At 65.5% G+C, this 24,699-nt stretch carries 26 protein-coding genes; 17 read left to right on the top strand and 9 right to left on the bottom strand.

Features of this window, described 5'->3' with window-relative positions:
* Positions 1–3 precede the first annotated feature (3 nt).
* Together G513_RS0115640 and G513_RS26320 are read right to left on the bottom strand one after the other, a co-directional pair.
* Positions 4–1,953, bottom strand: a complete 1,950-nt coding sequence (locus G513_RS0115640; protein ID WP_028475619.1) for a MacB family efflux pump subunit — start codon at positions 1,951–1,953, stop codon at positions 4–6.
* Positions 1,950–3,383 carry an efflux RND transporter periplasmic adaptor subunit gene (locus G513_RS26320; RefSeq protein WP_022977797.1) on the bottom strand — a complete coding sequence of 478 codons (1,434 nt, stop codon included), beginning with the start codon at positions 3,381–3,383 and terminating at the stop codon, positions 1,950–1,952. The genes G513_RS0115640 and G513_RS26320 overlap by 4 nt, the downstream gene beginning before the upstream one ends.
* A 273-nt stretch (positions 3,384–3,656) precedes the next feature.
* Between G513_RS26320 and baeS the strand changes: the two genes are divergently transcribed.
* The 6 genes from baeS (at position 3,657) to G513_RS0115605 (ending at position 9,943) form a co-directional block, all read left to right on the top strand.
* Positions 3,657–5,153, top strand: a complete 1,497-nt coding sequence (gene baeS / locus G513_RS0115630) for a sensor histidine kinase efflux regulator BaeS (RefSeq protein WP_022977796.1) — start codon at positions 3,657–3,659, stop codon at positions 5,151–5,153.
* A 2-nt stretch (positions 5,154–5,155) separates the two neighbouring features.
* A complete protein-coding gene (locus G513_RS0115625; protein ID WP_033417967.1) occupies positions 5,156–5,863 on the top strand; it encodes a response regulator in 708 nt (235 codons plus the stop codon).
* Positions 5,864–5,943: 80 nt separating this feature from the next.
* Positions 5,944–6,234 carry a hypothetical protein gene (locus G513_RS0115620; RefSeq protein WP_156891724.1) on the top strand — a complete coding sequence of 97 codons (291 nt, stop codon included), beginning with the start codon at positions 5,944–5,946 and terminating at the stop codon, positions 6,232–6,234.
* A gap of 63 nt (positions 6,235–6,297) precedes the next feature.
* The gene (locus tag G513_RS0115615; protein ID WP_022977793.1) at positions 6,298–8,406 is read left to right on the top strand and encodes a TonB-dependent receptor; all 2,109 of its coding nucleotides are present in this window, start codon (positions 6,298–6,300) and stop codon (positions 8,404–8,406) included.
* A gap of 60 nt (positions 8,407–8,466) precedes the next feature.
* Positions 8,467–8,913: a MerC domain-containing protein gene (locus G513_RS0115610; protein WP_022977792.1), complete on the top strand. Its 447-nt coding sequence runs from the start codon at positions 8,467–8,469 to the stop codon at positions 8,911–8,913.
* Between the two features lie 55 nt (positions 8,914–8,968).
* Positions 8,969–9,943, top strand: coding sequence for an NADPH:quinone oxidoreductase family protein (locus G513_RS0115605; protein WP_022977791.1), 975 nt, complete (start codon positions 8,969–8,971; stop codon positions 9,941–9,943).
* A gap of 4 nt (positions 9,944–9,947) precedes the next feature.
* Here G513_RS0115605 and cysG read toward each other — a convergent pair whose 3' ends face one another.
* Complete coding sequence (cysG, locus tag G513_RS0115600) at positions 9,948–11,348, bottom strand: siroheme synthase CysG (RefSeq protein WP_022977790.1); 1,401 nt, start codon at positions 11,346–11,348, stop codon at positions 9,948–9,950.
* A 70-nt stretch (positions 11,349–11,418) separates the two neighbouring features.
* Positions 11,419–12,267, bottom strand: coding sequence for a sulfite exporter TauE/SafE family protein (locus G513_RS23435; protein WP_022977789.1), 849 nt, complete (start codon positions 12,265–12,267; stop codon positions 11,419–11,421).
* A 104-nt stretch (positions 12,268–12,371) separates the two neighbouring features.
* On the opposite strand from G513_RS23435, the gene cysB reads away from it, so the two are divergent.
* From cysB to G513_RS23425, 11 genes are all read left to right on the top strand, one after another.
* Positions 12,372–13,367 carry an HTH-type transcriptional regulator CysB gene (gene cysB / locus G513_RS0115590; protein ID WP_022977788.1) on the top strand — a complete coding sequence of 332 codons (996 nt, stop codon included), beginning with the start codon at positions 12,372–12,374 and terminating at the stop codon, positions 13,365–13,367.
* A 98-nt stretch (positions 13,368–13,465) separates the two neighbouring features.
* Positions 13,466–15,136, top strand: coding sequence for a nitrite/sulfite reductase (locus tag G513_RS0115585; RefSeq protein ID WP_022977787.1), 1,671 nt, complete (start codon positions 13,466–13,468; stop codon positions 15,134–15,136).
* Positions 15,133–15,636, top strand: a complete 504-nt coding sequence (locus G513_RS0115580; RefSeq protein ID WP_022977786.1) for a DUF934 domain-containing protein — start codon at positions 15,133–15,135, stop codon at positions 15,634–15,636. The genes G513_RS0115585 and G513_RS0115580 overlap by 4 nt, the downstream gene beginning before the upstream one ends.
* Positions 15,637–15,698: 62 nt before the next feature.
* Complete coding sequence (gene moaA, locus G513_RS0115575) at positions 15,699–16,712, top strand: GTP 3',8-cyclase MoaA (RefSeq protein WP_022977785.1); 1,014 nt, start codon at positions 15,699–15,701, stop codon at positions 16,710–16,712.
* A gap of 118 nt (positions 16,713–16,830) precedes the next feature.
* Complete coding sequence (locus tag G513_RS0115570) at positions 16,831–17,076, top strand: MoaD/ThiS family protein (RefSeq protein WP_033417964.1); 246 nt, start codon at positions 16,831–16,833, stop codon at positions 17,074–17,076.
* 3 nt (positions 17,077–17,079) lie between these two features.
* Entirely contained in the window at positions 17,080–17,529 is a 450-nt protein-coding gene (locus G513_RS23430) for a molybdenum cofactor biosynthesis protein MoaE (protein WP_033417962.1), read from the top strand.
* A gap of 22 nt (positions 17,530–17,551) precedes the next feature.
* On the top strand, positions 17,552–17,983 hold the full coding sequence (moaC, locus tag G513_RS0115560; protein WP_022977784.1) for a cyclic pyranopterin monophosphate synthase MoaC: 432 nt from the start codon (positions 17,552–17,554) through the stop codon (positions 17,981–17,983).
* 44 nt (positions 17,984–18,027) lie between these two features.
* The gene (locus G513_RS0115555) at positions 18,028–18,438 is read left to right on the top strand and encodes a ketosteroid isomerase-related protein (RefSeq protein WP_022977783.1); all 411 of its coding nucleotides are present in this window, start codon (positions 18,028–18,030) and stop codon (positions 18,436–18,438) included.
* A 132-nt stretch (positions 18,439–18,570) separates the two neighbouring features.
* Entirely contained in the window at positions 18,571–19,164 is a 594-nt protein-coding gene (locus G513_RS0115550) for a hypothetical protein (protein ID WP_022977782.1), read from the top strand.
* Complete coding sequence (locus G513_RS0115545; RefSeq protein ID WP_022977781.1) at positions 19,161–20,048, top strand: carbon-nitrogen hydrolase family protein; 888 nt, start codon at positions 19,161–19,163, stop codon at positions 20,046–20,048. The genes G513_RS0115550 and G513_RS0115545 overlap by 4 nt, the downstream gene beginning before the upstream one ends.
* A 13-nt stretch (positions 20,049–20,061) precedes the next feature.
* Positions 20,062–21,489 carry a patatin-like phospholipase family protein gene (locus G513_RS23425; RefSeq protein ID WP_022977780.1) on the top strand — a complete coding sequence of 476 codons (1,428 nt, stop codon included), beginning with the start codon at positions 20,062–20,064 and terminating at the stop codon, positions 21,487–21,489.
* 6 nt (positions 21,490–21,495) lie between these two features.
* Here G513_RS23425 and G513_RS0115535 read toward each other — a convergent pair whose 3' ends face one another.
* The 5 genes from G513_RS0115535 to G513_RS0115515 all read right to left on the bottom strand — a co-directional run bounded on the left by G513_RS0115535 (position 21,496) and on the right by G513_RS0115515 (position 24,674).
* Positions 21,496–22,308, bottom strand: coding sequence for a putative RNA methyltransferase (locus G513_RS0115535; protein ID WP_033417961.1), 813 nt, complete (start codon positions 22,306–22,308; stop codon positions 21,496–21,498).
* Between the two features lie 14 nt (positions 22,309–22,322).
* Positions 22,323–23,606, bottom strand: a complete 1,284-nt coding sequence (gene serS / locus G513_RS0115530) for a serine--tRNA ligase (RefSeq protein ID WP_022977778.1) — start codon at positions 23,604–23,606, stop codon at positions 22,323–22,325.
* Positions 23,607–23,683: 77 nt separating this feature from the next.
* Positions 23,684–24,067: a fluoride efflux transporter CrcB gene (gene crcB, locus G513_RS0115525; protein WP_022977777.1), complete on the bottom strand. Its 384-nt coding sequence runs from the start codon at positions 24,065–24,067 to the stop codon at positions 23,684–23,686.
* The gene (gene vapC / locus G513_RS0115520) at positions 24,064–24,468 is read right to left on the bottom strand and encodes a type II toxin-antitoxin system VapC family toxin (RefSeq protein ID WP_022977776.1); all 405 of its coding nucleotides are present in this window, start codon (positions 24,466–24,468) and stop codon (positions 24,064–24,066) included. The genes crcB and vapC overlap by 4 nt, the downstream gene beginning before the upstream one ends.
* Complete coding sequence (locus G513_RS0115515) at positions 24,465–24,674, bottom strand: type II toxin-antitoxin system VapB family antitoxin (protein WP_022977775.1); 210 nt, start codon at positions 24,672–24,674, stop codon at positions 24,465–24,467. Before G513_RS0115515 ends, vapC begins: the two co-directional genes overlap by 4 nt.
* Between the last annotated feature and the right edge of the window lie 25 nt (positions 24,675–24,699).

The raw sequence follows: 24,699 nt of genomic DNA, 5'->3' as shown, positions 1-24,699 counted from the left end.
GGGCTATTCGGAAGCCAGAGCGACGACGGGATCGAGGTTCGCCGCCTTGCGCGCCGGCAGGTAGCCGAACAGCAGGCCGGTGATGAACGCCGAGCCGAACGCGAACAAGGCGGGCGCGACGGTGAACACCACCTTCGAGCCCAGGGCTTCGGCCGCCAGTGCCGCGCCGATGCCGAGCAGCACGCCGATCACGCCGCCGATGCCGCAGATCACCAGCGCCTCGGTATTGAACTGCAGCAGGATGTTGCTGGTGCGCGCGCCGGTGGCCATGCGCACGCCGATCTCGCGGGTCCGCTCGGTGACGTTGACCAGCATGATGTTCATCACGCCGATGCCGCCGACCAGCAGCGAGATGAACGCCACCGAGCCAAGCAGCAGGGTCAGCGTGTTCTGCGTGGTGGTCGCCATCTCCATCAGCGAGGTGGTGCTGCGCACTTGGAAATCGATGGTGCCGTGGCGCCCGCTCAGCAGTTCGGTGATCGCGGCTTCGGTGTCGTCGGCGACATCGGCGCTGGCCAGCTTGACGTTGATGGTGCCGAGAAAGCGCTTGCCGAACACCCGCGCGAAGCCGGTGGACAGCGGGATCACGGCGACGTCGTCCATGTCCGAACCGAAGGCATTGGCGCCCTTGCTGGCGAGCACGCCGACGACCTGGAACGGCACCTTGCCGACCAGCACATAGAGGCCGATCGGCGACGCCAAATCCGGAAACAGGTTCCGCGCCACCGTGGTGCCGAGCACGATCACCGGCGCGTAGGTCTTCACATCGTCATCGCTGACGAACACGCCTTCGGAAAGCTTCCAGTCCTGCATCTGGGTCCAGGTCGGCCAGACGCCGGTGACGTTGCTCTTGTAGTCGATGTTGCCGTAGCGCAGCGTCTGCCGCGATTGCCGCTGCGGCGATACCGCCTGCACGCCGGCCAGCGCTTCGATGGCTTCGGCGTCGGTTTCCTTGAGCATCGCCATCTCGCCGCTGGGCCTGGTGCCGGGCGCGCCCGGCTGCACCAGCAGCAGGTTGCTGCCCATCGATTCGATGCTCTTCATCACCTGCGCCTTGCTGCCGTTGCCGATCGCCAGCATGGTCACCACGGCGGCGACGCCGATGACCACACCGAGCAAGGTCAGCGCCGAGCGGAACAGGTTGCCGCGCAGCGAGTGCAGCGCCATCTTCACCGCTTCGCCGAGATCCGGCAGCCAGTGCGGATGACGGCGATCGGTGTGCAATGCCCTCAGGGCGGCGGAGCGGCCGCGGCTGCCGCTGTCCTCGGTGATGCGGCCGTCGCTGATCTGGATGATCCGCTCGGCATGCGCCGCCACCTTGGCGTCGTGGGTGATCAGGATGATCGTGTGGCCGTCGCCATGCAGCCGGCCGAGCAGCGCCAGCACTTCTTCGCCGCTCTTGCTGTCGAGCGCGCCGGTGGGTTCATCGGCCAGGATCACATCGGCGCCATTCATCAAGGCCCGGGCGATCGACACGCGCTGCTGCTGGCCGCCGGACAGCTGATTCGGCTTGTGGCCCAGGCGTTCGCCGAGACCGAGCTGACCGAGCAGTGCCGCCGCCCGCTGCACTCGCTGCGCCTTGGCGGCACCGGCGTAGATCGCCGGCAGCTCGACGTTCTCGGCCGCGGTGATCGTGGTCATCAGGTTGTAGCGCTGGAACACGAAGCCGAAGCAGTCGCGGCGCAGTGATGCGAGTTCGTCCTTGCCGAGGGTCGCGACATCGATGCCGCGCACCTGGTAACGGCCGCGGGTCGGCGTGTCGAGACAGCCGAGCACGTTCATCAGCGTCGATTTGCCGGAACCGGACTGGCCCATGATCGCGACGAACTCGCCGGCGGCGATCGACAAGGTGATGCCGTCAAGCGCTCGCACTTCCGCGCCATCGCCACCCGCGTAGATCTTGGCGACCTGCTCCAGTTGCAGCAGCGGCACTTCTGCAGCAGACGTGCTCACAGGCGCGGACCGGCGCCGCCCGGCATGCGCGGCGCGGCGCGGGCGCTGCCGGCTGTTGGCAATGCGCCCTTCTCGCCGACGACGATCTCTTCGCCGACTTCCAGGCCGGACAGCACTTCGGCATCGGTACGCGTCGCGAGGCCGACACGCACCTGACGCCATTCGACACCGTTGGCGGTTTTCACCTGCACGCGATAGGGCTTGCCGCGCCGCGCCGGACGATCGCCGGATCGTGCCGGCTCGCCCGGTTCGACCGCAGCGGTTTCGGGCGCAGCTTCGGCGAGCGCTGGCGGCGTGCCCTCGGTCTTGCCTTCGGCAGGCGCTGCCGCCGGACCGGCGTTCGGAGCTTCACCCGGCTTGGCGCCGCTGCGATCACGCTTCCTGCGCTCGCCGCCGGCGCCCTTGCCGGGCGCGCCATCAGGTCCGCCCCGGAAGCCGCGCGCATCCGGATCCGGCTTGAGCGCACCGAGCGGCACCACCACGGCATCGTGCGCCGCGGCGAGCACGAAGAAGGCCTGCACGGTCATCGCCGGCAGCAGCGCGCGTTCGTGATTGTCGACGTCGACCAGCACGTTGTAGAGCACTACGTCGTTGGTGGTGGTCGGCGTCGGGTGCACCTGGCGCACCTTGCCTTCCCAGCGCCGCTCGGGCGCGCCCAGCGTCGTGAAGTAGGCCGGCATGTCCGGGCGGATGTTGGTGACATCGGCTTCGGCGACCTGCGCCCAGACCGTCATCACGTCGAGATTGGCCACCTGCGCGATCACTGCGACCGACTGCACCGAGTTCACGGTCTGTCCCTTGCGGGTGTCCTGGACGACCACGGTGCCATCCATCGGCGCGTAGATCTTGGTGAAATTGAGATTGGCGAGATCGCCTTCCAGCGTGGCTTCCGCTGCCTTGATCTGTGCCTTCACCGAATTCACCGCAGCGGCGGCCACGCGGGCAGAGGCTTCGGCCTGCTGGACCACGTCCTGGCTCACCGCGTTGCCCTCGGCGAGGCGACCATTGCGGGCAGCCTGCTGATCGGCCAACGCCAGCTCGGCTTCGCGCTGCGCGAGCTGCGCCTTGAGGTTGTCGAGGTTCGCGCGGTCCTTTGCGACCGTCGAGGCATAGACGGTGGGATCGATCTCGGCGATCAGTTCGCCCTTGGCGACCTTGTCGCCGATCTCGACGTGGATGTTCAGCACGCGGCCCGATACCTGAGTGCCGACATCGACGTAATCCTTGGCTTTCAGCGAACCGACTGCGGTCACGGTCTTTTCCAGATCGCCCTTCTCGACCGTGGCGAAGCGCAGGTTCGCCATCGGATCAGCCGCCTTGCCACGCTGCCAGACCACGCCGGCGACGGCGATGACCAGTAGCAGCACGAGCGCGGCAAGCCCCCATTTGCGACGACGGCGACGCGGCGGGACGGTGGTGGATGCGGTCATGATCAGGCCAGCCTTGGGATCGAACGTCGGGAAAGAATGGGGCGCACGGCTTTTACCGGGCTTGGGCTGCACTGTGCGGGGCGAATGTGCAGCGACTATGTAGACACAGTGGATTCACCACGGCTTTGCGCCGGAAAAACTGCGCAATGGCGTCTCAATCATGGAGTTCTTGTGGAGTTCCGGCCTGATCGTGGTGCTGGCTCTTGTGATTTGCCGGGTCAGAGGCGGAAATAGGCGCCGTTCTCTACCACCAGCCTTGATCCCGCCATCGCCATGCTCAAGCCGGGCATCACCGCCAAGCTGTTCCTCGCCATTCTCACCAGCAGCGTGCTGGTGGCGATGGCGATGGGCATGGCTTCGCGGCTGACCTTCAATCGCGGCTTTCTCGGCTACCTCAACGATCAGGGCATCGAGCGCATGGAAGCGCTGCTGCCGGCGCTGGGCAGCACCTGGCAGGCGCAGGGCGGCTGGCATTGCTTCCGCGACAATCCGCGCCAGTGGTTTCGCCTGCTGCGTCCGGGCGGCCTCAGCCGCAATCAGACGGCGACCGACGGCGGCTGCGGTTCCGATGACGGCGATCGTGATCGAGATCGTCCGTCCTCGAACCCATCCTCGAATCCGCCGCCTGCCCTGACGCCGCGCCTGCCCGGCCCGCCGCCCCCGCAGTCCGATCTGACTGGCGTCAACCTGCGTCTTGCGCTGCTCGACGAGCAGCGCCGGTTCATCGCTGGCAATCCCCAAGTCGGCGCCGATGCGCTGCTGCGGCCGGTGCAGGTCGATGGCCGCACCATCGGCTGGGTGGCGCTGGTGCCGTTCGAGAACGTCAGCACCCTGGCCGCGCAACGCTTCGCGCAGCAGCAGTTGTGGGCCAGCTGGGTGATCGGCGCGCTGGCGATCCTGCTGGCGGCGCTGGTTGCCGTGCTGCTGGCGCGGGTGTTCCTGGCACCGCTGAAGCGCATCGCTCGGGGCACGCATGCGCTGGCCGCCGGGCATTACGACGAGCGAGTCGAAGCCGGCTCCGGCGACGAGCTGGGCCAGCTCGCCGAGGACTTCAACCGCCTTGCCCACGCGCTGAAGCAGAACGAAAAGATGCGCCGCGCGTTCATGGCCGATGTCTCGCACGAGCTGCGCACGCCGCTGTCGGTGCTGCGGGGCGAGCTGGAAGCGCTGGAAGACGGCGTGCGCGCACTGACGCCGGAATCGATCCGTTCGCTGCAGGCGGAAACGACGATCCTCGGCAAGCTGGTCAACGATCTCTACGAACTGTCGCTCGCCGATGTCGGCGCGCTCAGCTATCGGATGAGCGACAGCGATGTCATCGAGGTGCTGCGCGACGCCGTGCATCCCTACCGCGAGCGCCTCGCGCAACACGACATCGCCCTGGAACTGCACCTGCCCGAGCAAGCGGTGATGGTGCTGGCGGACGAAGGACGGCTCGGCCAGTTGCTCGGCAATCTGCTGGAGAACAGTCTTCGCTACACCGACTCGGGCGGCCGCCTGAAGCTCGAAGCCCGCATCGATGGCAGGGAGTTGCTGCTGCAGTTCGATGACTCCGCGCCCGGTGTGGCTGAGGACGCGCTGCCGAAACTGTTCGATCGCTTCTACCGGGTCGAAAGCTCGCGCAATCGCGCCACCGGCGGCGCCGGCCTGGGTCTGGCGATCAGCGCCAAGATCGCCGAAGCGCATGGCGGCAGCTTGAGCGCTACCGCTTCGCCGCTCGGCGGTCTGCGGTTGAGCCTGCGCCTGCCGCTGGCCGTACCGGGCATCTGAACATGAGCCCTGTGGAAACCGTGGCGCCGCTGGTGCTGATCGTCGAGGACGAGCCGAAGCTCGCCGCGCTGCTAGCGGACTATCTGAAAGCCGCCGGCTATCGCAGCGACATCTGCGCCGATGGCCGCGAGGTCGCGGCGCGCGCCCGCCAGCTCGATCCGGCGTTGGTGCTGCTCGACCTGATGCTGCCCGGCAAGGATGGTCTCGAGGTCTGCCGCGAGTTGCGCAGCTTCAGCGATGTGCCGATCGTCATGGTCACCGCGCGGGTCGAGGAGATCGATCGCCTGCTCGGCCTGGAACTCGGCGCCGACGACTACATCTGCAAACCGTTCAGCCCGCGCGAAGTCGTGGCCCGCGTGCGGGCGATCCTGCGTCGCAGCCGGCTCGACGCGAGTCCGGATACAAAGGCGATCGACGATCTGGCAACCGTGCTGCGGATCGACGAAGCCCGCTACACCGCCGAATTCCGCGGCCAGTCCTTGCAGCTGACGCCGGTCGAGTTCCGCCTGCTGAAAACCCTGGCCGATGCGCCGGGCCGCGTGTTTTCGCGCGATCAGCTGCTCGACAAGCTCTACACCGACCACCGGATCGTCACCGATCGCACCGTCGACAGCCACATCAAGAACCTGCGCCGCAAGCTCGATGCGGCGAGCCCCGAGCAGGAACTGATCCGCTCGATCTACGGCGTCGGCTACAAGCTGGACTGGTAGTAGTCGTGCTTTCGGCGAGCAGCCAGCACCGCCAGGCAGCGCGAATGTCGTACGATTCGCCCGCTCGCTTCATCGCTGACATGACGCAAAAACGAACGACCCACCTCTGGCTGCTGGCGCTGACCTTCCTGGTCGGGCAGTGGCTGACGGTCGTTCATGGCACCAATCACGCGCTGAAGGCGGTCGACGAACAGGCCGCTTGCGAGATCTGCGTTGCCAGTCACGCGTCGGCACCGCCGCCGGCGGCGGAAATGCCGATCGCGCTGCTGCCGCTGCGCATCGAAGCGCCGTTGCTGGCGACGCTGGCACTGCCCGCCCTGCAACCGCTGTACCGCCCGCCGCCACGCGGACCACCGCTGCACCTCGCCTGACGAACTGCTGACCCCGCGCGGGCCTCGTGGCCCGTGCCCGTTCCGTTTGCTGCGAGGATTCCCATGAACATTTCGTACCTGCATGGCCGCCAGGGCCGTGCTGCTGTTGCTGCTATTTCCCTGCCCCGCCTGCTGCCGCTGATCGCCGCCGTCATCGCCTTCCCTTACGCGGCACAGGCGGACGATGACCCGAACGCGGCCGTCGAACTTGGCACCATCACCGTCCGCGCCAATCCGCTCGGCAAGACCGCCGACGAACTGGTGCAGCCGACCACCGTGCTGTCCGGCGCCGAGCTGGACCGCAAGCGCGCCAACACCATCGGCGAAACGCTGGAGAACGAACCCGGCATCTCGACCACCGATTTCGGCCCCGGCGCCGGGCGGCCGGTGATCCGTGGCCAGGCCGGGCCGCGAGTCGACATTCTCGAGAACGGCATCGGTTCGCTCGATGTTTCCGATGTCAGCCCCGATCACGCGGTCGGTATCGATACCGCCCACGCCCGCCAGATCGAAGTGCTGAAAGGCCCGGCGACCCTGCTTTACGGCAGCCGCGCTTCGGGCGGCATCGTCAACGTCATCAACGATCGTCTGCCGGTCGACGTCACCGACGGCCTGCACGGCAGCCTTGATGCCGAATACGGCAGCAATGGCGATTCGCGCAACGGCACCACCGAGATCGGTTACGGCATCGGCCATAGCCAGTTTCATCTCGATGCCGGCGCGCGCAAATCCGAGGAATACGATATCCCCGGCAGCGCCAACGTCGATGGCAGCGGCAGCCAGGGCACTCTCGCCAACAGCCGTTCGCAGGCGCAGTCCGGTGCACTGTCCTACGGCTACATCGACGGCGGCAATTCGGTGGCGTTCGCGGTCAGCACCTTCAACACCGTCTACGGCCTGCCGGCCGAAGAAACCGCGTTCATCGATCTCGACCAGACCCGCTACGACGCCCAGGGCATCCTCAACAAGCCGCTGCCGGGCATCGATTCGATCAAGATCCGCGGCGCCTACAACAGCTATACGCACATCGAGTTCGAAGGCCCGGGCGAGCCCGGCACGCAGTTCTTCAACAAGCAAAACGACGAGCGCATCGAAGTGGTTCACGCGCCGATCCTCGGCTGGCGCGGCGTGTTCGGCGTGCAGCACGATTTCCGCCGCTTCGCCGGTGTCGGCGAGGAAGGCTTCGTGCCGCCGACCCATACGCTGCAACTCGGTGCGTTCCTGATCGAGGAACGTCCCTGGGCCTACGGCAAGCTCGAAGCCGGTGTGAGAGTCGAGCGCGATACCAACAAGCCGGAGGAAGGCGCTGCGCTGCCGAATCGCAACTTCACGCCGATCAGCGCTTCGCTCGGCTCGATCTTCAACATCGCCAGGGACTACCACCTGAAGCTGTACTACAGCCACGCCCAGCGCTCGCCGGTGCCGGAAGAGCTGTACTCGTTCGGCCCGCACGGCGCCACGGCGACCTTCGAGCGCGGCCTGAACGACGCCAAGATCGAAACCGCCAACAACTTCGAGATCGGCCTCGATCACCACGATCAGCGGCTGAGCTGGGAAGGCAACGTCTACTACAACAGCATCAACAACTACCTCTATCTGGCCGAGAACGATCGGGGCCTGAATGCCGATGGCAGCGGCACGCCGAACTCGGATGGCGTCGCCGACCGGGTCGACGAACAGGGCAATTTCGATCCGGACAGCGAGATCCGCCTGGTCAACTACCTGCAGGCCAACACCCGCTTCTATGGCATCGAAGGACAGACCAGCTATCTGCTGATCCAGTCGCCTTACACGCTGAGCCTGCGCGGCTTCGGCGACAAGGTGATTGGCGAGCTGAACAACGGCAGCAAGCTGCCGCGAGTCACGCCGGCCCGCTTCGGCGTCGGCCTCGACGGCAAATACCGCCATTACAGCCTCAATGTCGACTACACCCGCGTGTTCAAGCAGGACGACATCGCGTCGCTGGAAACCGAGACCGGCGGTTACAACATGCTCGGCTTCACCGCCGCCTACGGCTTCCGCCTGAGCGAAAAGGCGCTGTCGGACAGCGAGGTCTACATCCGCGGTCGCAACCTGCTCGACGACGACGCCCGCCGGGCAACCTCGTTCATCAAGGATGTGGCACCACTGCCGGGCGCTTCGGTGTTCCTGGGTTTCCGACTGGCGATCTGAGCCCGACACAACATCCGGCAGCGGCCCGAGGCTGCGGCCGGATGCTAATCTTCCGCCCCGATGAATCGTCCAAACGATATTTCCGCCGTTGCCGCCGAGCCGCCCGTTCGCGGGCTCGATGCACTGGCGATGCTGCTGTCAGGGCTGTGCCTGATTCACTGTCTGGCGCTGCCGCTGCTGGTGGCTGCTTTGCCGCTGGCGGCGTCGAGCCTGGTCGCCGATGAACGCTTCCACCAGTGGCTGCTGCTCGGCGCGGTGCCGACCAGCGTCATCGCGCTCGGCTGGGGCTGGCGCCGGCATCGCGATGGCGTCGTCGCCTGGCTCGGCGTCATCGGCCTGATCCTGATGGTGTTCGCCGCGTTCGGCATCCAGACCGGTTTGATCGATGCCGATGGCGAGCGCGTACTGACGGTGATCGGCGCGGTGATGCTGGCCGTCGCCCATCTGCGCAATTACCAGCTGCGTCATCACGGCCACGATCACTCGCAGCCGCACGCTCCGCACTGACTGATCGCTTAGCCGCGGTCGGTTCGCCTCGTTCACGAAATCGACACCACGTCCCATGAAAGCGATTGTCTGCAAGCAGCTCGGCGGCCCGGAAACCCTGTCTCTCGAAGACGTGACCCTCGCGCCACCCGGCCCGAACGAAGTAAGAGTCCGCATCGCCTCGGCCGGCATCAACTTCCCGGACATCCTGCAGATCGCCGGCAAGTACCAGTTCAAGGCCACGCCGCCATTCACGCCGGGCGCTGAAGTGGCCGGCACGGTGACGGCGATCGGCGCAAAGGTCAGCAACGTGATCATTGGTGATCGAGTCGCGGCGATCGTGCCGATCGGCGGCTATGCCGAGGAAGTCAACGCCAATGCCGACGGCCTGCTGAAACTGCCAGCCGATTTCGATCTGTCGATCGCTGGCGGCTTCGCGCTGGCCTATGGCACCACCATCCACGCACTGAAGCAGCGCGGCTCGCTCAAGCCGGGCGAAACCCTGCTGGTGCTCGGCGCGGCCGGCGGTGTCGGCCTGGCCGCGGTGCAGATCGGCAAGCTGATGGGCGCGCGGGTGATCGCGGCGGCATCAAGCGCCGAAAAGCTCGCGCTGTGCCGCGAACAGGGCGCCGACGAAGTCATCGACTACTCGAAGGAAAGCCTCAAGGAAGCGGTCAAGAAACTGACCAAGGGCCAGGGCGCGGACGTGATCTACGATCCGGTCGGCGGCGATCTGGCGCAGGACTGCTTTTCAGCAATCAACTGGTGCGGCCGCTATCTGGTAGTCGGCTTCGCAGCCGGTACCATTCCGGAAATCGCCATGAATCGCCTGCTGCTGAAAGGCGCCGCCGCGCTCGGCGTGTTCTGGGGCGGCTTCATCGTCCGCGAGCCGAAGGTGAATGCCGAGAACTTCGCCGAGCTGTTCGCCTGGATCGCCGAAGGCAAGCTCAAGCCTTACATCTCGAAGGCCTATCCGCTGGCCGATGCCGCCGATGCGATGCGCGACATGCAGGCCCGCAAGGTGACCGGCAAGATCGTTCTGATTCCTTAAGGCCCTAGCGCCAGGCCAGGCGTTCGCGCAGTTTCACCACTTCGCCGACGATCACCAGACTGGCGCCCTTGACCTCGGCAGCGGTGACCTCGCCGGGCAGCTTGCCCAGAGTCGAGGCGATCACCCGCTGGTTGGCCGAAGTGCCTTCCTCGATCAGCGCCGCCGGCCAGTCCGCAGGCAGGCCGTGCTCGACGAGCTTGGCGCAGAGCATCGCCAACGAACCCAGGCCCATGTAGATCGCGATGGTCTGGCCGGGCCGCGCCAGCGCATCCCAGGGCAAGGTCAGCTGGCCATCGGCCCGCGGATGGCCGGTGACGAAGATGCAGGCCTGGGCGTAGTCACGATGAGTCAGCGGGATGCCGGCGTAGGTCGAACAGCCGCTGGCTGCGGTAATGCCGGGAACGACCTGGAACGGAATGCCGGCCGCGGCCAGTCGCTCGATTTCCTCGCCACCACGGCCGAACACGAAGGGATCGCCGCCTTTCAGGCGCAGCACCCGCTTGCCCTGTTTGGCGAGGCGCACCAGTTCCTCGTTGATCTCGTCCTGCGGCACGGTGTGCTGGTTGCGGCGTTTGCCGACGAAGATCCGCTCGGCATCGCGACGCACCAGTTCGAGAATGCCGGCGCCGATCAGGCGGTCGTAGAGCACGACATCGGCCTGCTGCATCAGGCGCAGCGCGCGGAAGGTCAGCAGATCCGGATCGCCTGGCCCGGCGCCGACCAGATAGACCTCGCCGAGCGGGCGCTGGTCGGCCAGCAGGGTTTCGAGCACGGTATCGGCGGCGGGTTCATCACCGCGCAGCACCGCTTCGGCACCGGGGCTGTCGAGAAAGCGCTCCCACAGCACACGCCGCGCCGGGCCTTCCAGCGTAGCCTTGACCCGATCTCGACGGCTCTGCGTGAACTCCGCGAGAGCGCCGTAGTTCTGCGGCAGCGCGGCCTCGATGCGTTCGCGCAGACGACGCGCAACGACTGGCGCGGCACCGCCGGTGGCGATGGCGATGGTCAGCGGCGGGCGCTCGATGATCGCCGGCGTGATGAAGGTCGAAGGCTCGGGATCGTCGACGGCATTGACCAGAATGCCGCGCGCCGTGGCCTCGGCAGCAACGAGGCGGTTGAGCGCCTTGTCATCGGTGGCGGCAATCACCAGCCGCGCGCCGGCCAGCTGCGCCACATCGAACTCGATCGCCAGATGAATGATCGTACCGATGGCACAAAGCGCCGCAAGCTCGGGATTCAATTCGCGAGCGACGACCTCGGCGCGCGGCCCGGCCTTCAGCAGCAGGCGCAGCTTGCGCGCCGCGATCTCGCCGCCGCCGACCACCAGCACGCGGGCATCGTCGAGGCGTAGCGTGATCGGAAAGTATTTCGGTGGAGAACCGGCAGCGTCAGGCTTTTGGGACATGGGTTTCGGCGAGCAGGAACGGCGCAATTGTGACGCCCGATCCGCAGCCGCGCACTGGCCGGGGCGACGCTCAGTGAGTCCCGGTTGATGAGGGGCTGGCCGCGATCACCGGTGCCGGCACGTGCAGCGTCTTCCACAAGGTCATCGAGCCGACCACGATCAGGATGCCGGCGATCGCCCGCTTCAAGCTGCGCGGATTCATGCGGAAGCCGAGGCGGCTGCCGATCCAGATGCCGGGCAAGGCACCGAGCAGCAGCCAGCCCAGCAATTCGTAGTTGACCGAACCCATGCGCGCGTGGCCGGCGCCGGCGATCGCGGTGATCAGCACGGCGTGGGCGAGATCGCTGCCGACGATGCGGATGGGCGCGTGCTTCGGATACAGCAGCAGCAGGATCATCATGCCGATGGCGCCGGCGCCGACCGAGGAAATGGTCACCACCGCGCCGATCAGCACGCCAGCCGCCACGGTCAAGGCACGCTGGGTGGTCGGACGCAGTTCCGCGCGAACCTGATCCATGCGCAGCCGTGAGGCCAACACTTCCTGGCACAGGGTGAACAGCGCGGTGACGATCACGGCGCCGGACAGGGTCAGCTTGATCAGCCGGTCCAGCCCGGCACTGCTGCCGATCTGATCGAGCATCACCAGTGTCAGCAAGGTTGCCGGCACGCTGCCCGCCGACAGCCAGCCGACGATCGCCCAATCCAGCGAGCCGTTGCGGCCATGCAGCAGCACGCCGAAGGATTTGCTGATCGAGGCGTAGAGCAGATCGGTGCCGACCGCGAGCGCCGGCGAGATGCCGTAGAACAGGATCAGGATCGGTGTCATCAGCGAGCCGCCACCGACGCCGGTTGCGCCAACTGCGGTGCCGACAACGAGCCCTGCGATCGAAAAACCGAGTCCGTTGCCTGACAAGTCCATAGATGATCCGGGAATGAGGACGGCACGGTATCGACTAAGACCGCGCACGACCAAAGAAGCAATTGGTATTCTTTCAGAACGCATCGGAATAAAGAGGCTGCGTCATGAAGCTGCGACAGCTGCACTACATCCAGGAAGTCGCCAAGCGCGGACTCAATGTCACGGCCGCGGCGGATGCCCTGTTCACTTCGCAGCCCGGCGTGTCGAAGCAGGTGCGCCTGCTCGAGGACGAGCTCGGCGTCGACATCTTCGTACGCAACGGCAAGCATCTGGTCGAGATCACGCCGGCCGGGCAGCGCATCCTCGAATACACGGCGCGGCTGCTGCTGGAAGCGGACAACATCCGCAACATCGCCGAGGAATTTCGCCAGACCGACAAGGGCGAGCTGAGCATCGCCACCACGCATACCCAGGCGCGTTATGCGCTGCCGCCGGTGATCCAGCGGTTTCGCGAGCGCTATCCGCACGTCACCCTGCATCTGCATCAAGGCAGCCCACCGCAGATCGCCAAGATGGCGGTCGACGGCTCGGCCGATTTCGCGATCGCCACCGAAGCGCTGGAACTGTTCGATGAACTGGTGATGCTGCCCTGCTACCACTGGAACCGCAGCGTGCTGGTGGCACCGGCGCATCCGCTCGCGCTGCGCTATCGCGACAAGCCGCTGGAAATGACGCTGGAAGCGATCGCCGAGCATCCGGTGATCACCTACACCTTCGGTTTCACCGGCCGCTCGAAGCTCGACCAAGCGTTCAGCGCCCGTGGCCTGAAGCCGGACGTGGTGCTGACGGCAGTCGATGCCGACGTCATCAAAACCTACGTTCGCCTGGGGCTCGGTGTCGGCATCGTCGCGTCGATGGCCTATGACCCGATCATCGATCACGACCTCGTCCACCTGCCGGCCGATCACCTGTTCGAACGCAGCACTACCCACATCGGCTTCCGTCAGGGCATGTTCCTGCGTGGCTACATGGCCGATTTCATCACCGAGTTCGCGCCGCAACTGAGCCGCGAAATGGTCGACGAAGTCGCTTCGATCACCGAACCGGAGACCCGTCAGCGGCGGGTGCTGGAACTGGTCGCCAAGCTGCCGCTGCTCTAACAGCCCGCGCCAAACAGGAAAGTTATTAGGATATTCCCTGACGCGCCACGTAAAGTGCGCACCCGCCGAAGCGTGCGGGTCTGCCAGCGGTAAGGCCAATGTATCAATACGACGAATACGACCAGAAACTGGTCGATGAACGAGTCGCCCAGTTTCGCGACCAGACCCGGCGCTTCCTCGCCGGCGAACTCCCCGACGACGAATACCGCATGTTGCGCCTGCGCAACGGCCTGTATGTGCAGCGCTTCGCGCCGATGCTGCGGATCGCCATTCCATATGGCCTGCTGGCCGCCAAGCAGCTGCGCATGCTCGGCCATATCGCCCGCACTTACGACAAGGGCTATGGCCATCTGACGACGCGTCAGAACATCCAGTTCAACTGGCCGACCCTGGAATCGGTGCCGGACATCCTGGCTGATCTCGCCACCGTGCAGATGCACGCGATCCAGACCAGCGGCAACTGCATCCGCAACTTCACTTCGGATCATCTGGCCGGTGTCGCGGCCGATGAGCTGGTCGATCCGCGACCGTACTGTGAGATCGCCCGCCAATGGGCCACCCTGCATCCCGAATTCAACTGGCTGCCGCGCAAGTTCAAGATCGCGATGAGCAGTTCGACGACCGACCGCGCCGCGACCCGCGTGCACGACATCGGCGTGCACATCATCAAGAACGAAGCGGGCGAACTCGGCTACACGATCTATGTCGGCGGTGGCCTGGGCCGCACGCCGATCATCGGCGTGAAGATTCGCGACTTCCTGCCCGAAGCCGATCTGCTCAGCTATTGCGAAGCGGTGCTGCGCGTCTACAACCGCCTCGGCCGCCGCGACAACATCTACAAGGCGCGGATCAAGATCCTGGTCAAGGAAACCGGCCCGGCGAAGTTCGCCGAGATGGTCGAAGCCGAATGGGCGCAGATCAAGGATTCGTATCTGAAGCTGACCCAGGCCGATCTCGACCGGGTCAAGAAGCACTTCAGCTCACCCACCTATGCCGCTGACGCCGCGAGCGACAGCAGCTACGCGCAGCAACTGGCGTCGAACGGCAGCTTTGCCGCCTGGACCCGTCGCAACCTGAAGGCGCATCGCGTGCCCGGCTACTCGGCCGTGTTCGCATCGCTGAAGGCCAAGGGCGTGGCGCCCGGCGATATCGACGCCGCGCAGCTCGATGCCGTTGCCGATCTCGCCGATCGCTACTCGTTCGGCGAAGTGCGAGTGACGCACACGCAGAATCTGGTGTTTGCCGACGTGCAGCAGAAGGATCTCTATCCGCTGTGGCAGGCGCTGACCGGCATCGGTCTGGCAACGCCGAACATCGGCTTGCTGACCGACGTGATCTGCTGCCCGGGCCTCGATTTCTGCTCCTTGAGCAACGCCAGTTCGATCGCCGTCGCCGAGGAAATCTTCGAGCGCTTCGAGAACCTCGACGATCAGCACGACATCGGCGAGATGAAGCTGAACATGTCCGGCTGCATGAACGGCTGCGGCCATCACAGCGTCGGCCACATCGGCATTCTCGGCGTCGACAAGAAGGGCGAGGAGTGGTACCAGATCACCCTCGGCGGCTCTTCATCCAACGACGCCAGCCTCGGCGATCGTACCGGCCCCAGCGTGTCGCGTGCCGACATCGCCAACGCCGTGCAGAACCTGATCGAAACCTATCTCGAAGCCCGCAGCGGCGAGGATGAATCCTTCCTCGACTGCTATCGCCGGGTCGGCATGGCGCCGTTCAAGACGCGTCTGTATGCCAAGGTCGAGGCAGAAGCATGAGCACCTTGATTCGCAATCTGCGCATCGAGGCCGATGATTACGTCCTGCTTGCTGACGATGTAGCGCTGCCGGTGTCGGGCAAGGTCATCGTCAGCCATGCGCGCTGGCTGGCCGAGCGCGACGCGCTGCTGGCGTCCGGCCTGACCATCGGCATCAAGCTGCCGAACACCGTCGACATCGCCACGGTGCTGCCGGAGATTGCCGAACGGCCGCTGATCGAACTGGATTTCCCGAGCTTCCCGGACGGCCGCGCTTATTCGCAGGCCCGTCTGCTCGCCGAACGCTTCCGGTACAAGGGCGAACTGCGCGCCACCGGCAAGGCCGTGGTCCGCGACCAGTTCCAGTTCCTGCTCCGCTGCGGCTTCACCAGTTTCGAACTGCGTGACGGTCAGGACCCGGCCGCCTGCCTCGCCGCCGTCCATGAATTCAGCGTGCCTTACCAGCAGGCTGCCGATCATGCCGAGCCGGTATTCCTGCGTCGCCGCGGCGACGCTGCCTAACCGGCTGAAAACAGCATAAAACCGCAGCGCCATGTGGCGAGATTCAAGCCGTACAATGGCGCATGACGCAGCTCTCCCGCCCGACCGCTACGGCCCCGCTGCCGATCCAGGATCGGTTCGGCCGCATCAAACGCAAGCTGCGGATTTCGCTGACTGACCGCTGCAATTTCCGCTGCCCGTATTGCATGCCGGAACGCCCCGAGTTCATGGACCGGGCCGATCGCCTCAGCCGCGTCGAACTGTCCCGCATCCTGATGCTGTTCGTCGGCGAACTCGGCGTGAACCGGCTGCGCCTGACCGGTGGCGAACCGCTGCTGCGCCGCGACCTCGAAGGCATCATCGAAGACGCGCAGGCGCTGCGACCGTTCGGCCTGGAAAGAGTCAGCCTGACCACCAATGCGGCACTGCTGGAAAAGCGCGCGCCGGCACTGAAAGCCGCCGGTGTCGATGACCTGAACATCAGTCTCGATGCGATGGACCCGACGATCTTCGCCAAGCTCTCCGGCGGCCGTTCGATCAAGCCGGTGCTGGCCGGCATCGTCGCCGCCCGCGACGCCGGCATCCCGGTGAAGCTCAACGCAGTGATCATCCGCGGCATCAATGAAGGCGAGATCCTGCCGCTGGCTCGCTACGCCGCGCGGGAAAATCTGCCGCTGCGCTACATCGAATTCATGCCGCTCGATGGCCGCGGCGAATGGACGCGCGATCGCGTGGTGCCGCAGGCCGACATCCTCGAGCATCTGCGTGCCGAGTTCGCGGTCAACGCGCTGCCGCGTTCGAACGATCCGGCGGCTTACTACGAGCTTGATGACGGCAACGAGATCGGGATCATTGCAACGGTCTCGAATCCGTTCTGCGCCAGCTGCGATCGCCTGCGGATCACGGCCGACGGCTCGCTCTATCCATGCCTGTTCTCGAAGAACGGCATCAGCCTGCGCGACCCGATGCGCAATGGCGCCGACGATGCCGCGCTGTCCAAACTCATCCGCTCGACGGTCTGGAACAAGGATGCCGGCTATGCCGCCAATCCTGGGTATTCGGATCGACCGATTGCGATGAATTCTTTAGGCGGGTGAGGTCATGCGCTTAGCGAATACATTCGCTGCATGGCCGAACGCCCGGCCACGGATGGCCGGGCCCGAGCTTCCCGAGGGCGCTCGATCGCGCCACGGACGGCAGGCGAGCCGCTAGCCGATGAAAATTGTCATCGAGTGCTACGGCGCGAGTGCGCGCTGGTGTGGGTCTGACGCGGTAACGCTTGAACTGCCAGCCGGCGCGACCGGCAGCGACGCACTTGATGCCCTCGCCGACCGCTATCCCGATTTCGCCGCACGCCGCGACAACATCGCGATTGCCAGCGGTGATGCCATCGTATCGCCCGCTGCACCGCTGTTCGACGGCGACGTGATCGCGCTGATTCCGCCGGTTTCCGCTGGCTGAACGATGAGCGCCATCAAGTCCCTGCCCCGCCTCCGCGACGGCGCGCTGAACCTTGCCGATTGGCTCGTCGAGCCTCAGCCCGCGGATGCCGGCGCGCTGGCCGTGTTCGCCGGCACGGTGCGCGACGAGCATCTTGGCAATGCCGTCAGCGGCATGACCTACCACGCGCATCGCGGTCTTGCCGAAGCACGGCTGCGCGAGATCGAAGCGGCGGCGGAAGCGCGCTTCAAGGTTCATGTGCTCGTCGCGCACGCGGTCGGGGTGCTCGCGATCGGCGAGATCAGCGTCATCGTCGTGATCCGCGGCGGTCATCGCGCCGAAGCCTTCGAGGCTTGCCGCTGGACGATCGACACGATCAAGCAGGCGGTGCCGATCTGGAAGGAAGAACACTACGTCGACGGTGCCGTGCGCTTTCTCGAAGGCGTGCCGATCCAGCCGGTCGAATCACTGTAAGAACAGACAACAGAAACGCGAGATGAGAGACGTCAGCCCCAAGGAAGTGACCCTGCGCGTAGCCGTGGCGCAGGCCGTGGTCGATGTGCCTGCCGATGTGCTGATCCGTCTGCGTGAGAAAACGCTGGACAAGGGCGATGCACTGGAAATCTCGCGTGCCGCCGGCATCCTCGCCGCCAAGCGCACCTGGGAACTGCTGCCGCTGTGCCATCCGATTCCGGTCGAGCGACTGGACCTCACCTACGCGTTCACCGAGACCACAGTGACCGTGCTGGTCGAGGTCGCCACCCATGCCCGCACCGGCATCGAGATGGAAGCACTGACTGCGGCGAGCATCGCGTCCTTGTGCCTGTACGACATGCTGAAACCACATGCCGGCACCAATCTGAAGATTCGCGACGTGCTGCTGCTGAAGAAGACCGGCGGCAAGTCCGGTGATTTCCTGCGCGCCTGAGCTTCATCGGGCCGCGCGCCACTTTCGAGAAGAGGAATCCGACGATGTCCGTGGAAAACACCCGCAAGCTACTCGCTGACTACTACGGCGCCTTCAACCGCCGCGACTGGCCGACCTTCCTCGGCCTGCTGACCGACGACATCATTCATGACGTCAACCAGGGCGGTCGCGAAATCGGCAAGGACGCGTTCAATGCGTTCATGGACAAGATGAACCGTTCGTACTCGGAAGAGATCGCCGACATCGTCATCAACGTCAACACCGACGGCAGCCGTGCGGCGGTGGAATTCCTGGTGCTCGGCAAGTACCTGAAGACCGACGAAGGCCTGCCGGAAGCGAACGGCCAGACCTACACGCTGCCGGCCGGCGCGTTCTTCGATATTCGCGATGGCAAGGTCGCGCGCGTGACCAACTACTACAACCTGAATGACTGGTTGAAACAGGTCGGCGCCTAACAAGCTGGCCTCCCCTCTCCCTCGGGTAGAGGGGCTGGGGTGAGAGACGCTGGTCGACCTGAAGCACTTCCGGTCGCGGAACAGTCCCTCACCCAACCCTCTCCCGGAGGGAGAGGGCTTTAGGGAGCTCCCATGTCACAACTCAGAATCGAACAACTCCGCGGCAGCGAGATCGCCACGCAGATCGACGCGCTCGCCGCCGTGCGCATCGCCGTGTTCCGTGCCTTTCCGTACCTGTACGAAGGCTCGCGCGACTACGAGGCGCATTACCTCGATCTGTACGTGAAGTGTCCGCGCAGCCTGGCGATCCTGGTCTGGGATGGCGAACGCTGCATCGGCGCGTCCACCGTGCTGCCGCTCGCCGACGCAGGCGCCGAAGCCCAGGCGCCGTTCATTGCCGGCGGCCACGCGATCGAGACGATCGACTACTTCGGCGAATCGGTGCTGCTGCCCGAGTACCGCGGCTTCGGTCTCGGCGTGAAGTTCTTCGAGCTGCGCGAAGCCCACGCCGCCGAACTGGGCTTGCAGGTCTGCGCGTTTTGCTCGGTGCAGCGGCCGGATGATCACCCCCTGAAGCCGGCCGGCCATGTGCCGAACGACCGCTTCTGGGGCAAGCGCGGCTATGTGAAGGCACCGGAGATCGTCACCACGTTCTCGTGGCCGGACATCGGAGAGACTGAATCGACCGCGAAGCCGATGACCTTCTGGCTGCGCCGTCTGCCATGAGTGCGCGCGCCTTCATCGTCGCCGCCGCGCAATTCCCGGTGTTCTCGCCGAACACCTGGAACGAAGTCGATGCGCGGGTCGCGCAGTGGGTGGCCAATGCCGTTGCGCGGGGAGCAAAGCTGCTGGTGTTTCCCGAATACGGGTCGATGTCGATCGCTCATCTCGATGCCGCGACGCGCTCCGATCTGCATGGCCAGATCGCCGCGATGCAGACACATCGCGAAACCTGGCTGACCTTGCACCGGCGGCTGGCGCAAGCGCATCAGGTCTACATCCTCGCCGGCAGCTATCCCTGGACCCTGGCCGATGGCCGCACGGTCAACCGCGCTTGGTTCTGCGCGCCGGATGGCCGCGCCGAATATCAGGACAAGGCAGTGATGACCCGCTTCGAGCGCGAGCAATGGAACATCTGGAGCGAGCCACCGCTAAAGCTGTTCGATACCGCGCTCGGCAAGATCGCCGTCAACATCTGCTACGACTCCGAATTCCCGCTGCTGGCGCGCGCCGCCTGCGAAGCCGGTGCGGAAATCATCCTGGTGCCGAGCTGCACCGATACCCTGGCTGGCTACTACCGGGTCAAGGTCGGCGCCCAGGCGCGAGCGCTGGAAAACCAATGCTACGTCATTCAGTCGCCGATCGTCGGTGAGGCTGCGTGGTCGCCAGCTGTCGACATCAACATCGGCAGCGCCGGCGTCTACGGCCCGCCGGATCGCGGCTTTCCCGATGACGGCGTGATCGCACTCGGACCGCTGAACGAGCCGCAATGGCTGTATGCGGAGATCGATCCCGAGAAGGTTGCCGAGGTGCGCGAGTTTGGTGCCGTGCGGCCGTTCCGGCACTGGCCGGAGTCGGCCGCGGCGCTTGTCGTTCCGCTACCGCTATAAGCCAATAATTTTGATGACCGCGCCGACGCACAAGCAGTTGCTGATCCTGCAGCGCATGGAAATGTCGCTGGTTCGCGCCGTGCTCGCCAAGCCCTCGTTCCTGGTTGCGCGCGAGTACAAGCAGCTGCGCTATCTGCTGAGCTTCGCGCGGCTGCATGTGTTCGCACCCGGCGGGGTCGATGGCAGCACGCGCCGCGAAGATGTGGAACTGGCGCAAGACCTGATTGCGCCGCTGCGCGAGCGCGTGCTGCTGGAGCTGAACAAGCCGCTGAGCCATGAACGCGATCCGGAGCGGCGTCTGGCCGGTGCGAATGCAGCGCTGCGCGCATTGCATCCGAGCCTCGTCTCGGCGCGGCGGCAGCTGCTGCGTCGTCACGAAGGCAGCTTCAACGAGGCCGAACTCGATGCCGAAGTCGGCCGCAAGGCGCTGGTCACGATCATGGGCGGCGGCGGCGGTGCCGGCTATGTCTACATCGGCGCGGCCGCGCGCCTGAGAGCCGAACAGACCTCGTCCGATTACATCGTCGGCGCCTCGATCGGTGCGCTGATTGGCGCCTTCCTGAGCCGCGCCCGGCAGCTCGACATCGAAGCGCTGATGGCCTGGGCCAAGGGCCTGCAGACGCGGCACATCTTCGCCCGCCCCCATATCGGCGCCACCCACACCCTGCCCGGCCTGATGCGCCTGCATCTCGGCGGCATGGAAACGGCGATGCGTCATCCGGATGGCTCGCCGCTACGGCTCAAGGATCTTGAGATTCCCTACGAAGCGGTGATCGCCGGCATGCGCACCAGCGTCTACGACCACATGCCGGCAACGATGCGCGAGCTGCTGACCGCGCAGGTGCGCAACAAGTCGCTGTCGCGATTGGTCACCGAGCGAATGCTGCTGATCGGCACCTTCTTCAACCCGCGCGTGGTCAAGCCGATCGTGCTCGGCCGTGATCCTTCGACACGCGGGCTGCGGGTGATCGATGCCGTTGGTCTTTCGGCCACGATTCCCGCCGTGCTGCAGTACGAGCCGAGACGCCGTGACGCGATCAGCGATGCCGTGCTGACGCGGCTGCGCGAGGAACATGCGGTCGCCCTGTTCGCCGATGGTGGAGTCGCCGCAAACGTGCCGGCACGCATCGCCTGGGAAGGCGTGCACAGCGGCCGTATCGGCACCCGCAACGCGTTCTATCTGGCGCTCGACTGCTTCCATCCGCAGTTCGATCCACGCCATCTGTGGCTGTGGCCGGTGACCCAGGCGATTCAGCTGCAACTGCCGTCGCAACGGCCGTATTTCGATTGGCTGATGCGCTTCGAGCCCACCCTGAGCCCGCTCAATCTGCTGCCCTCGGCCAGCGATTTCGACAAGGCTTTCCAGTGGGGATGGAACCAGGCCGACGTGATGATGCCGTTCCTGCTGAAGGCGCTGGAGCCGATCGAATGGGTGCCGTGAACAGCGTTACGGCGCGCGCTTCCTGAACAGCAGCAGCGAGAACGCAGCCGTAGTCTCGAGCTGTTCGCATCGTTCAAGCACCGCGCGACGCTCGGGCCGCGCTTTCCAGACGTAGGGCGTCATCGCCAGCACCTGGCGAAGCTGAGCATTGCCGAGCGACAGCGGTGCGCGTACGTCGTCGCGTGCCGCCAGTTCGAAACGATCGGCGAAGCCGGCCAGAAACTTGTCCGGCTCGTGGGCCACCACGTCCTCGAACAGCCCGGCGCGCAGCGACCACAGATGATCGGCCGCCGGCGTCACCACCAGCACGTGACCGCCGGGTTTCAGCGCGCGGTGCATTTCGTCGATGTGCAGCTGGGTGAACAGGCAGCTGATGACATCGAGCGAGGCATCATCGACCGGCAGGACCGCACCGCTGCCGACGATCCAGGTGATGCCGGGATAGCGCTTCGCCGCGAGACGGATCGCCGGCTTGGCGATGTCGAGGCCAATGACCTCGGCAGCGATTGCCGGGAAGGCGCTGGTGTACCAGCCTTCGCCGCAGCCCAGATCGAGCAGCGTATCTGGCGCAAGCGGCGCAAGCGGCGCAAGCATCGCGACCACCGCATCGCGCAGCGGGCCGTAATGGCCGGCTTCGAGAAAGGCGCGCCGCGCAGTGAGCGACTCGGCGCTGTCACCCGGTTCCGGGCTGTGCTTCTGCTGCACCAGCAGCAGGTTCACATAGCCTTCGCGAGCAACGTCGTAGCAGTGGTTGTTCGCACAGCGCCAGGTCGGCGGCTGACGAAGCAGCGCGCCGCGACACAGCGGACAGACCAGCACGGGGCGCGGCTCGCTCAGCCGATCTTCTCGAGGCCGCCGAGATAGCTGCGCAGCGCGGCCGGCACGGTGATCGTGCCATCGGCGTTCTGGTAGTTCTCGATGATCGCGACCAGGGTGCGGCCCACCGCGAGACCGGAGCCGTTCAAGGTATGCAGCAGCTCGGTCTTCTTGGTCTCGGGATGGCGATAGCGAGCCAACATGCGCCGCGCCTGGAAGTCCTCGAAATTCGAGCAGGAGCTGATCTCGCGATACTTGTTCTGGCTCGGCAGCCAGACCTCGATGTCGTAGGTCTTGGCTGCATTGGCACCCATGTCGCCGGTGCACAGCACGACGGTGCGGAACGGCAGATCGAGCTTCTTCAGGATGTTTTCGGCGTGCGCGGTCAGCTCCTCGTGTGCGGCATACGAAGCCTCCGGCGTGGTGGCCATCACCAACTCGACCTTCTCGAACTGATGCTGGCGGATCATGCCGCGGGTATCGCGGCCGGCCGAGCCGGCTTCGGCGCGGAAGCAGGGCGTGTGAGCGACCCACTTTTTCGGAAGGTTCGCAGCGTCGAGAATCTCGTCGCGCAGCAGATTGGTGACCGGCACTTCGGCAGTCGGGATCAGACCCCACTGCGCGCCCTCGCCCGGCACATTGCTCAGCCAGAACAGATCGTCGCCGAACTTCGGCAACTGGCCGGTGCCACGAAACGACGCGGCGTTGACGATGAACGGCACGTACAGCTCTTCGTAGCCGTGCTCGCTGACATGGACATCCAGCATGAACTGGCCCAGCGCCCGATGCAGGCGCGCGAGTTGGCCGCGCAATACGGTGAAGCGAGCGCCGGTCAGCTTGGCGGCGGCGGCGAAATCCATCAGGCCGAGCGCTTCGCCGAGATCGGCGTGGTCCTTCGCGCCACTGCTTTCGCGCGGTGTGCCCCAGCGGCGGACTTCGACGTTGTCGGCTTCGCTCTTGCCGTCCGGCACCGAGGCATGCGGGACGTTCGGAAGACTGCCGGCAAACTCGTCGAACTCGATCTGTAGCGTGTTCAGTGCCGCTTCGTTGCCCACCAGCTGCGTCTTGATCCGCTCCATGTCGGCAAAGATCGGCGTCGCATCTTCGCCCTTGGCTTTTGCTTGACCAATGCGCTTGGAACCAGCGTTGCGCTCGGCCTGCAGCGCTTCGGTTTCGGTCTGCATCTGCTTGCGCTGCGCTTCCAGCGCATTGAAGCGTTCGAGATCGAACACATAGCCGCGACGCGCCAGCTGCGCGGCAATCGCGGCGGCATCTGCGCGCAAGCGTTTCGGGTCAAGCATCGGTCGGCATCCGGGTAAAAAGTGCCGCGCAGTATAGCGGCGAGGCTGCCCCCGTCAGACTGCCCAATCAGGCAGGATCAGGCCAGTTGCCGGCCCAGCCACAGGCCGATGGCGCAGGCTGCGAGGCTCAGGGCCAGGTTCGCGGCGATGTTCACGAACGCAGCCGTCGAGTTGCCATCCCGCCACAGCAGCATGGTTTCGATCGAGAACGCCGAGAACGTCGTGAAGCCGCCGAGGATGCCGGTGGTAAGACCCAGCCTGAGCGTATCGGACAGTGCACCAGGCTTCGCCAAGGCATAGGCCGTGATCGCACCCATCGCGAAGCCGCCGACGACGTTGACGGCCAGCGTGCCCCAAGGAAAGCCAGGCGCCGCGCCGCGCAACAGGGTCGACAGCAGGTAGCGGGCGACCGAACCCAATGCGCCGCCGACGGCAACCGCGAAGATCACCGGCGCATTCATGCCGCGTGCGCCCGCAACACCTTGAGGCCGAGGCCGTGCTCCATCGCGTCGAAATCGCGGTCACGGTGCAGAAGGGTCAGGCCGTGCTCGATGCAGAACGTGCCGATCAGCAGGTCGATGGTCTTGCGCACCGTGACGCCCTGCGCACGCAGCCGCCGATAGTTCTGCGCACTGAGCAGCGCGATGTCGAAGCCGGCCATCTCGTGGCTCGGCAGCGCGGCCATCAGGCTGGACACGCGACGGAACTCGCGATCGTCGCGGATGCCTTGCAGCACTTCGGTGAGGATCAGATCACCGGTCACCACGGTGTCGCGATCGAGCAGCTGGTCGAGCAGCTCGACCTGCGGGCCGTCGACGCCATTCAGGAAATCGATCCAGACCGAGCTGTCGGCAACGATCACGGCGCGGGTTCGTGAACGGAAAGCCGGCTCGCCTCGAGATTGCCGTCCCAGGCCACCTTGCCGCGCAAACTGCGCAATTCCTGCTGGCGCTGCATGCGCACGAGCAAGCGCAAGCCGTCCTCGACCGCCTGCTTCTTGGTGCGCGCGCCGGTCGCAGCCATGGCGTCGGCCATCAAGCGGTCGTCGATGTCGATATTGGTCCGCATCGGACGTCTCCGTGTGTATTCAATA

It is taken from the genome of Nevskia ramosa DSM 11499 (assembly GCF_000420645.1).
In the GTDB taxonomy this organism is placed as follows: Bacteria; Pseudomonadota; Gammaproteobacteria; order Nevskiales; family Nevskiaceae; genus Nevskia; species Nevskia ramosa.
This window is presented reverse-complemented; position numbering and strand designations above follow the sequence as displayed.

Excerpts from the sequence above, each read along its gene's own strand:
- G513_RS0115550 (WP_022977782.1), top strand. The coding sequence starts at position 18,571 with ATGTCACAACTCAGAATCGAACAACTCCGCGGCAGCGAGATCGCCACG.
- G513_RS0115615 (WP_022977793.1), top strand. The coding sequence starts at position 6,298 with ATGAACATTTCGTACCTGCATGGCCGCCAGGGCCGTGCTGCTGTTGCT.
- G513_RS0115555 (WP_022977783.1), top strand. The coding sequence starts at position 18,028 with ATGTCCGTGGAAAACACCCGCAAGCTACTCGCTGACTACTACGGCGCC.
- G513_RS0115625 (WP_033417967.1), top strand. The coding sequence starts at position 5,156 with ATGAGCCCTGTGGAAACCGTGGCGCCGCTGGTGCTGATCGTCGAGGAC.
- G513_RS0115610 (WP_022977792.1), top strand. The coding sequence starts at position 8,467 with ATGAATCGTCCAAACGATATTTCCGCCGTTGCCGCCGAGCCGCCCGTT.
- G513_RS0115605 (WP_022977791.1), top strand. The coding sequence starts at position 8,969 with ATGAAAGCGATTGTCTGCAAGCAGCTCGGCGGCCCGGAAACCCTGTCT.
- serS (WP_022977778.1), bottom strand. The coding sequence starts at position 23,606 with ATGCTTGACCCGAAACGCTTGCGCGCAGATGCCGCCGCGATTGCCGCG.
- G513_RS0115620 (WP_156891724.1), top strand. The coding sequence starts at position 5,944 with ATGACGCAAAAACGAACGACCCACCTCTGGCTGCTGGCGCTGACCTTC.
- G513_RS23435 (WP_022977789.1), bottom strand. The coding sequence starts at position 12,267 with ATGGACTTGTCAGGCAACGGACTCGGTTTTTCGATCGCAGGGCTCGTT.
- cysB (WP_022977788.1), top strand. The coding sequence starts at position 12,372 with ATGAAGCTGCGACAGCTGCACTACATCCAGGAAGTCGCCAAGCGCGGA.
- G513_RS0115580 (WP_022977786.1), top strand. The coding sequence starts at position 15,133 with ATGAGCACCTTGATTCGCAATCTGCGCATCGAGGCCGATGATTACGTC.
- G513_RS23425 (WP_022977780.1), top strand. The coding sequence starts at position 20,062 with ATGACCGCGCCGACGCACAAGCAGTTGCTGATCCTGCAGCGCATGGAA.
- G513_RS0115570 (WP_033417964.1), top strand. The coding sequence starts at position 16,831 with ATGAAAATTGTCATCGAGTGCTACGGCGCGAGTGCGCGCTGGTGTGGG.
- G513_RS0115545 (WP_022977781.1), top strand. The coding sequence starts at position 19,161 with ATGAGTGCGCGCGCCTTCATCGTCGCCGCCGCGCAATTCCCGGTGTTC.
- baeS (WP_022977796.1), top strand. The coding sequence starts at position 3,657 with ATGCTCAAGCCGGGCATCACCGCCAAGCTGTTCCTCGCCATTCTCACC.
- moaA (WP_022977785.1), top strand. The coding sequence starts at position 15,699 with ATGACGCAGCTCTCCCGCCCGACCGCTACGGCCCCGCTGCCGATCCAG.
- G513_RS26320 (WP_022977797.1), bottom strand. The coding sequence starts at position 3,383 with ATGACCGCATCCACCACCGTCCCGCCGCGTCGCCGTCGTCGCAAATGG.
- G513_RS23430 (WP_033417962.1), top strand. The coding sequence starts at position 17,080 with ATGAGCGCCATCAAGTCCCTGCCCCGCCTCCGCGACGGCGCGCTGAAC.
- G513_RS0115585 (WP_022977787.1), top strand. The coding sequence starts at position 13,466 with ATGTATCAATACGACGAATACGACCAGAAACTGGTCGATGAACGAGTC.
- crcB (WP_022977777.1), bottom strand. The coding sequence starts at position 24,067 with ATGAATGCGCCGGTGATCTTCGCGGTTGCCGTCGGCGGCGCATTGGGT.
- moaC (WP_022977784.1), top strand. The coding sequence starts at position 17,552 with ATGAGAGACGTCAGCCCCAAGGAAGTGACCCTGCGCGTAGCCGTGGCG.
- G513_RS0115515 (WP_022977775.1), bottom strand. The coding sequence starts at position 24,674 with ATGCGGACCAATATCGACATCGACGACCGCTTGATGGCCGACGCCATG.
- cysG (WP_022977790.1), bottom strand. The coding sequence starts at position 11,348 with ATGTCCCAAAAGCCTGACGCTGCCGGTTCTCCACCGAAATACTTTCCG.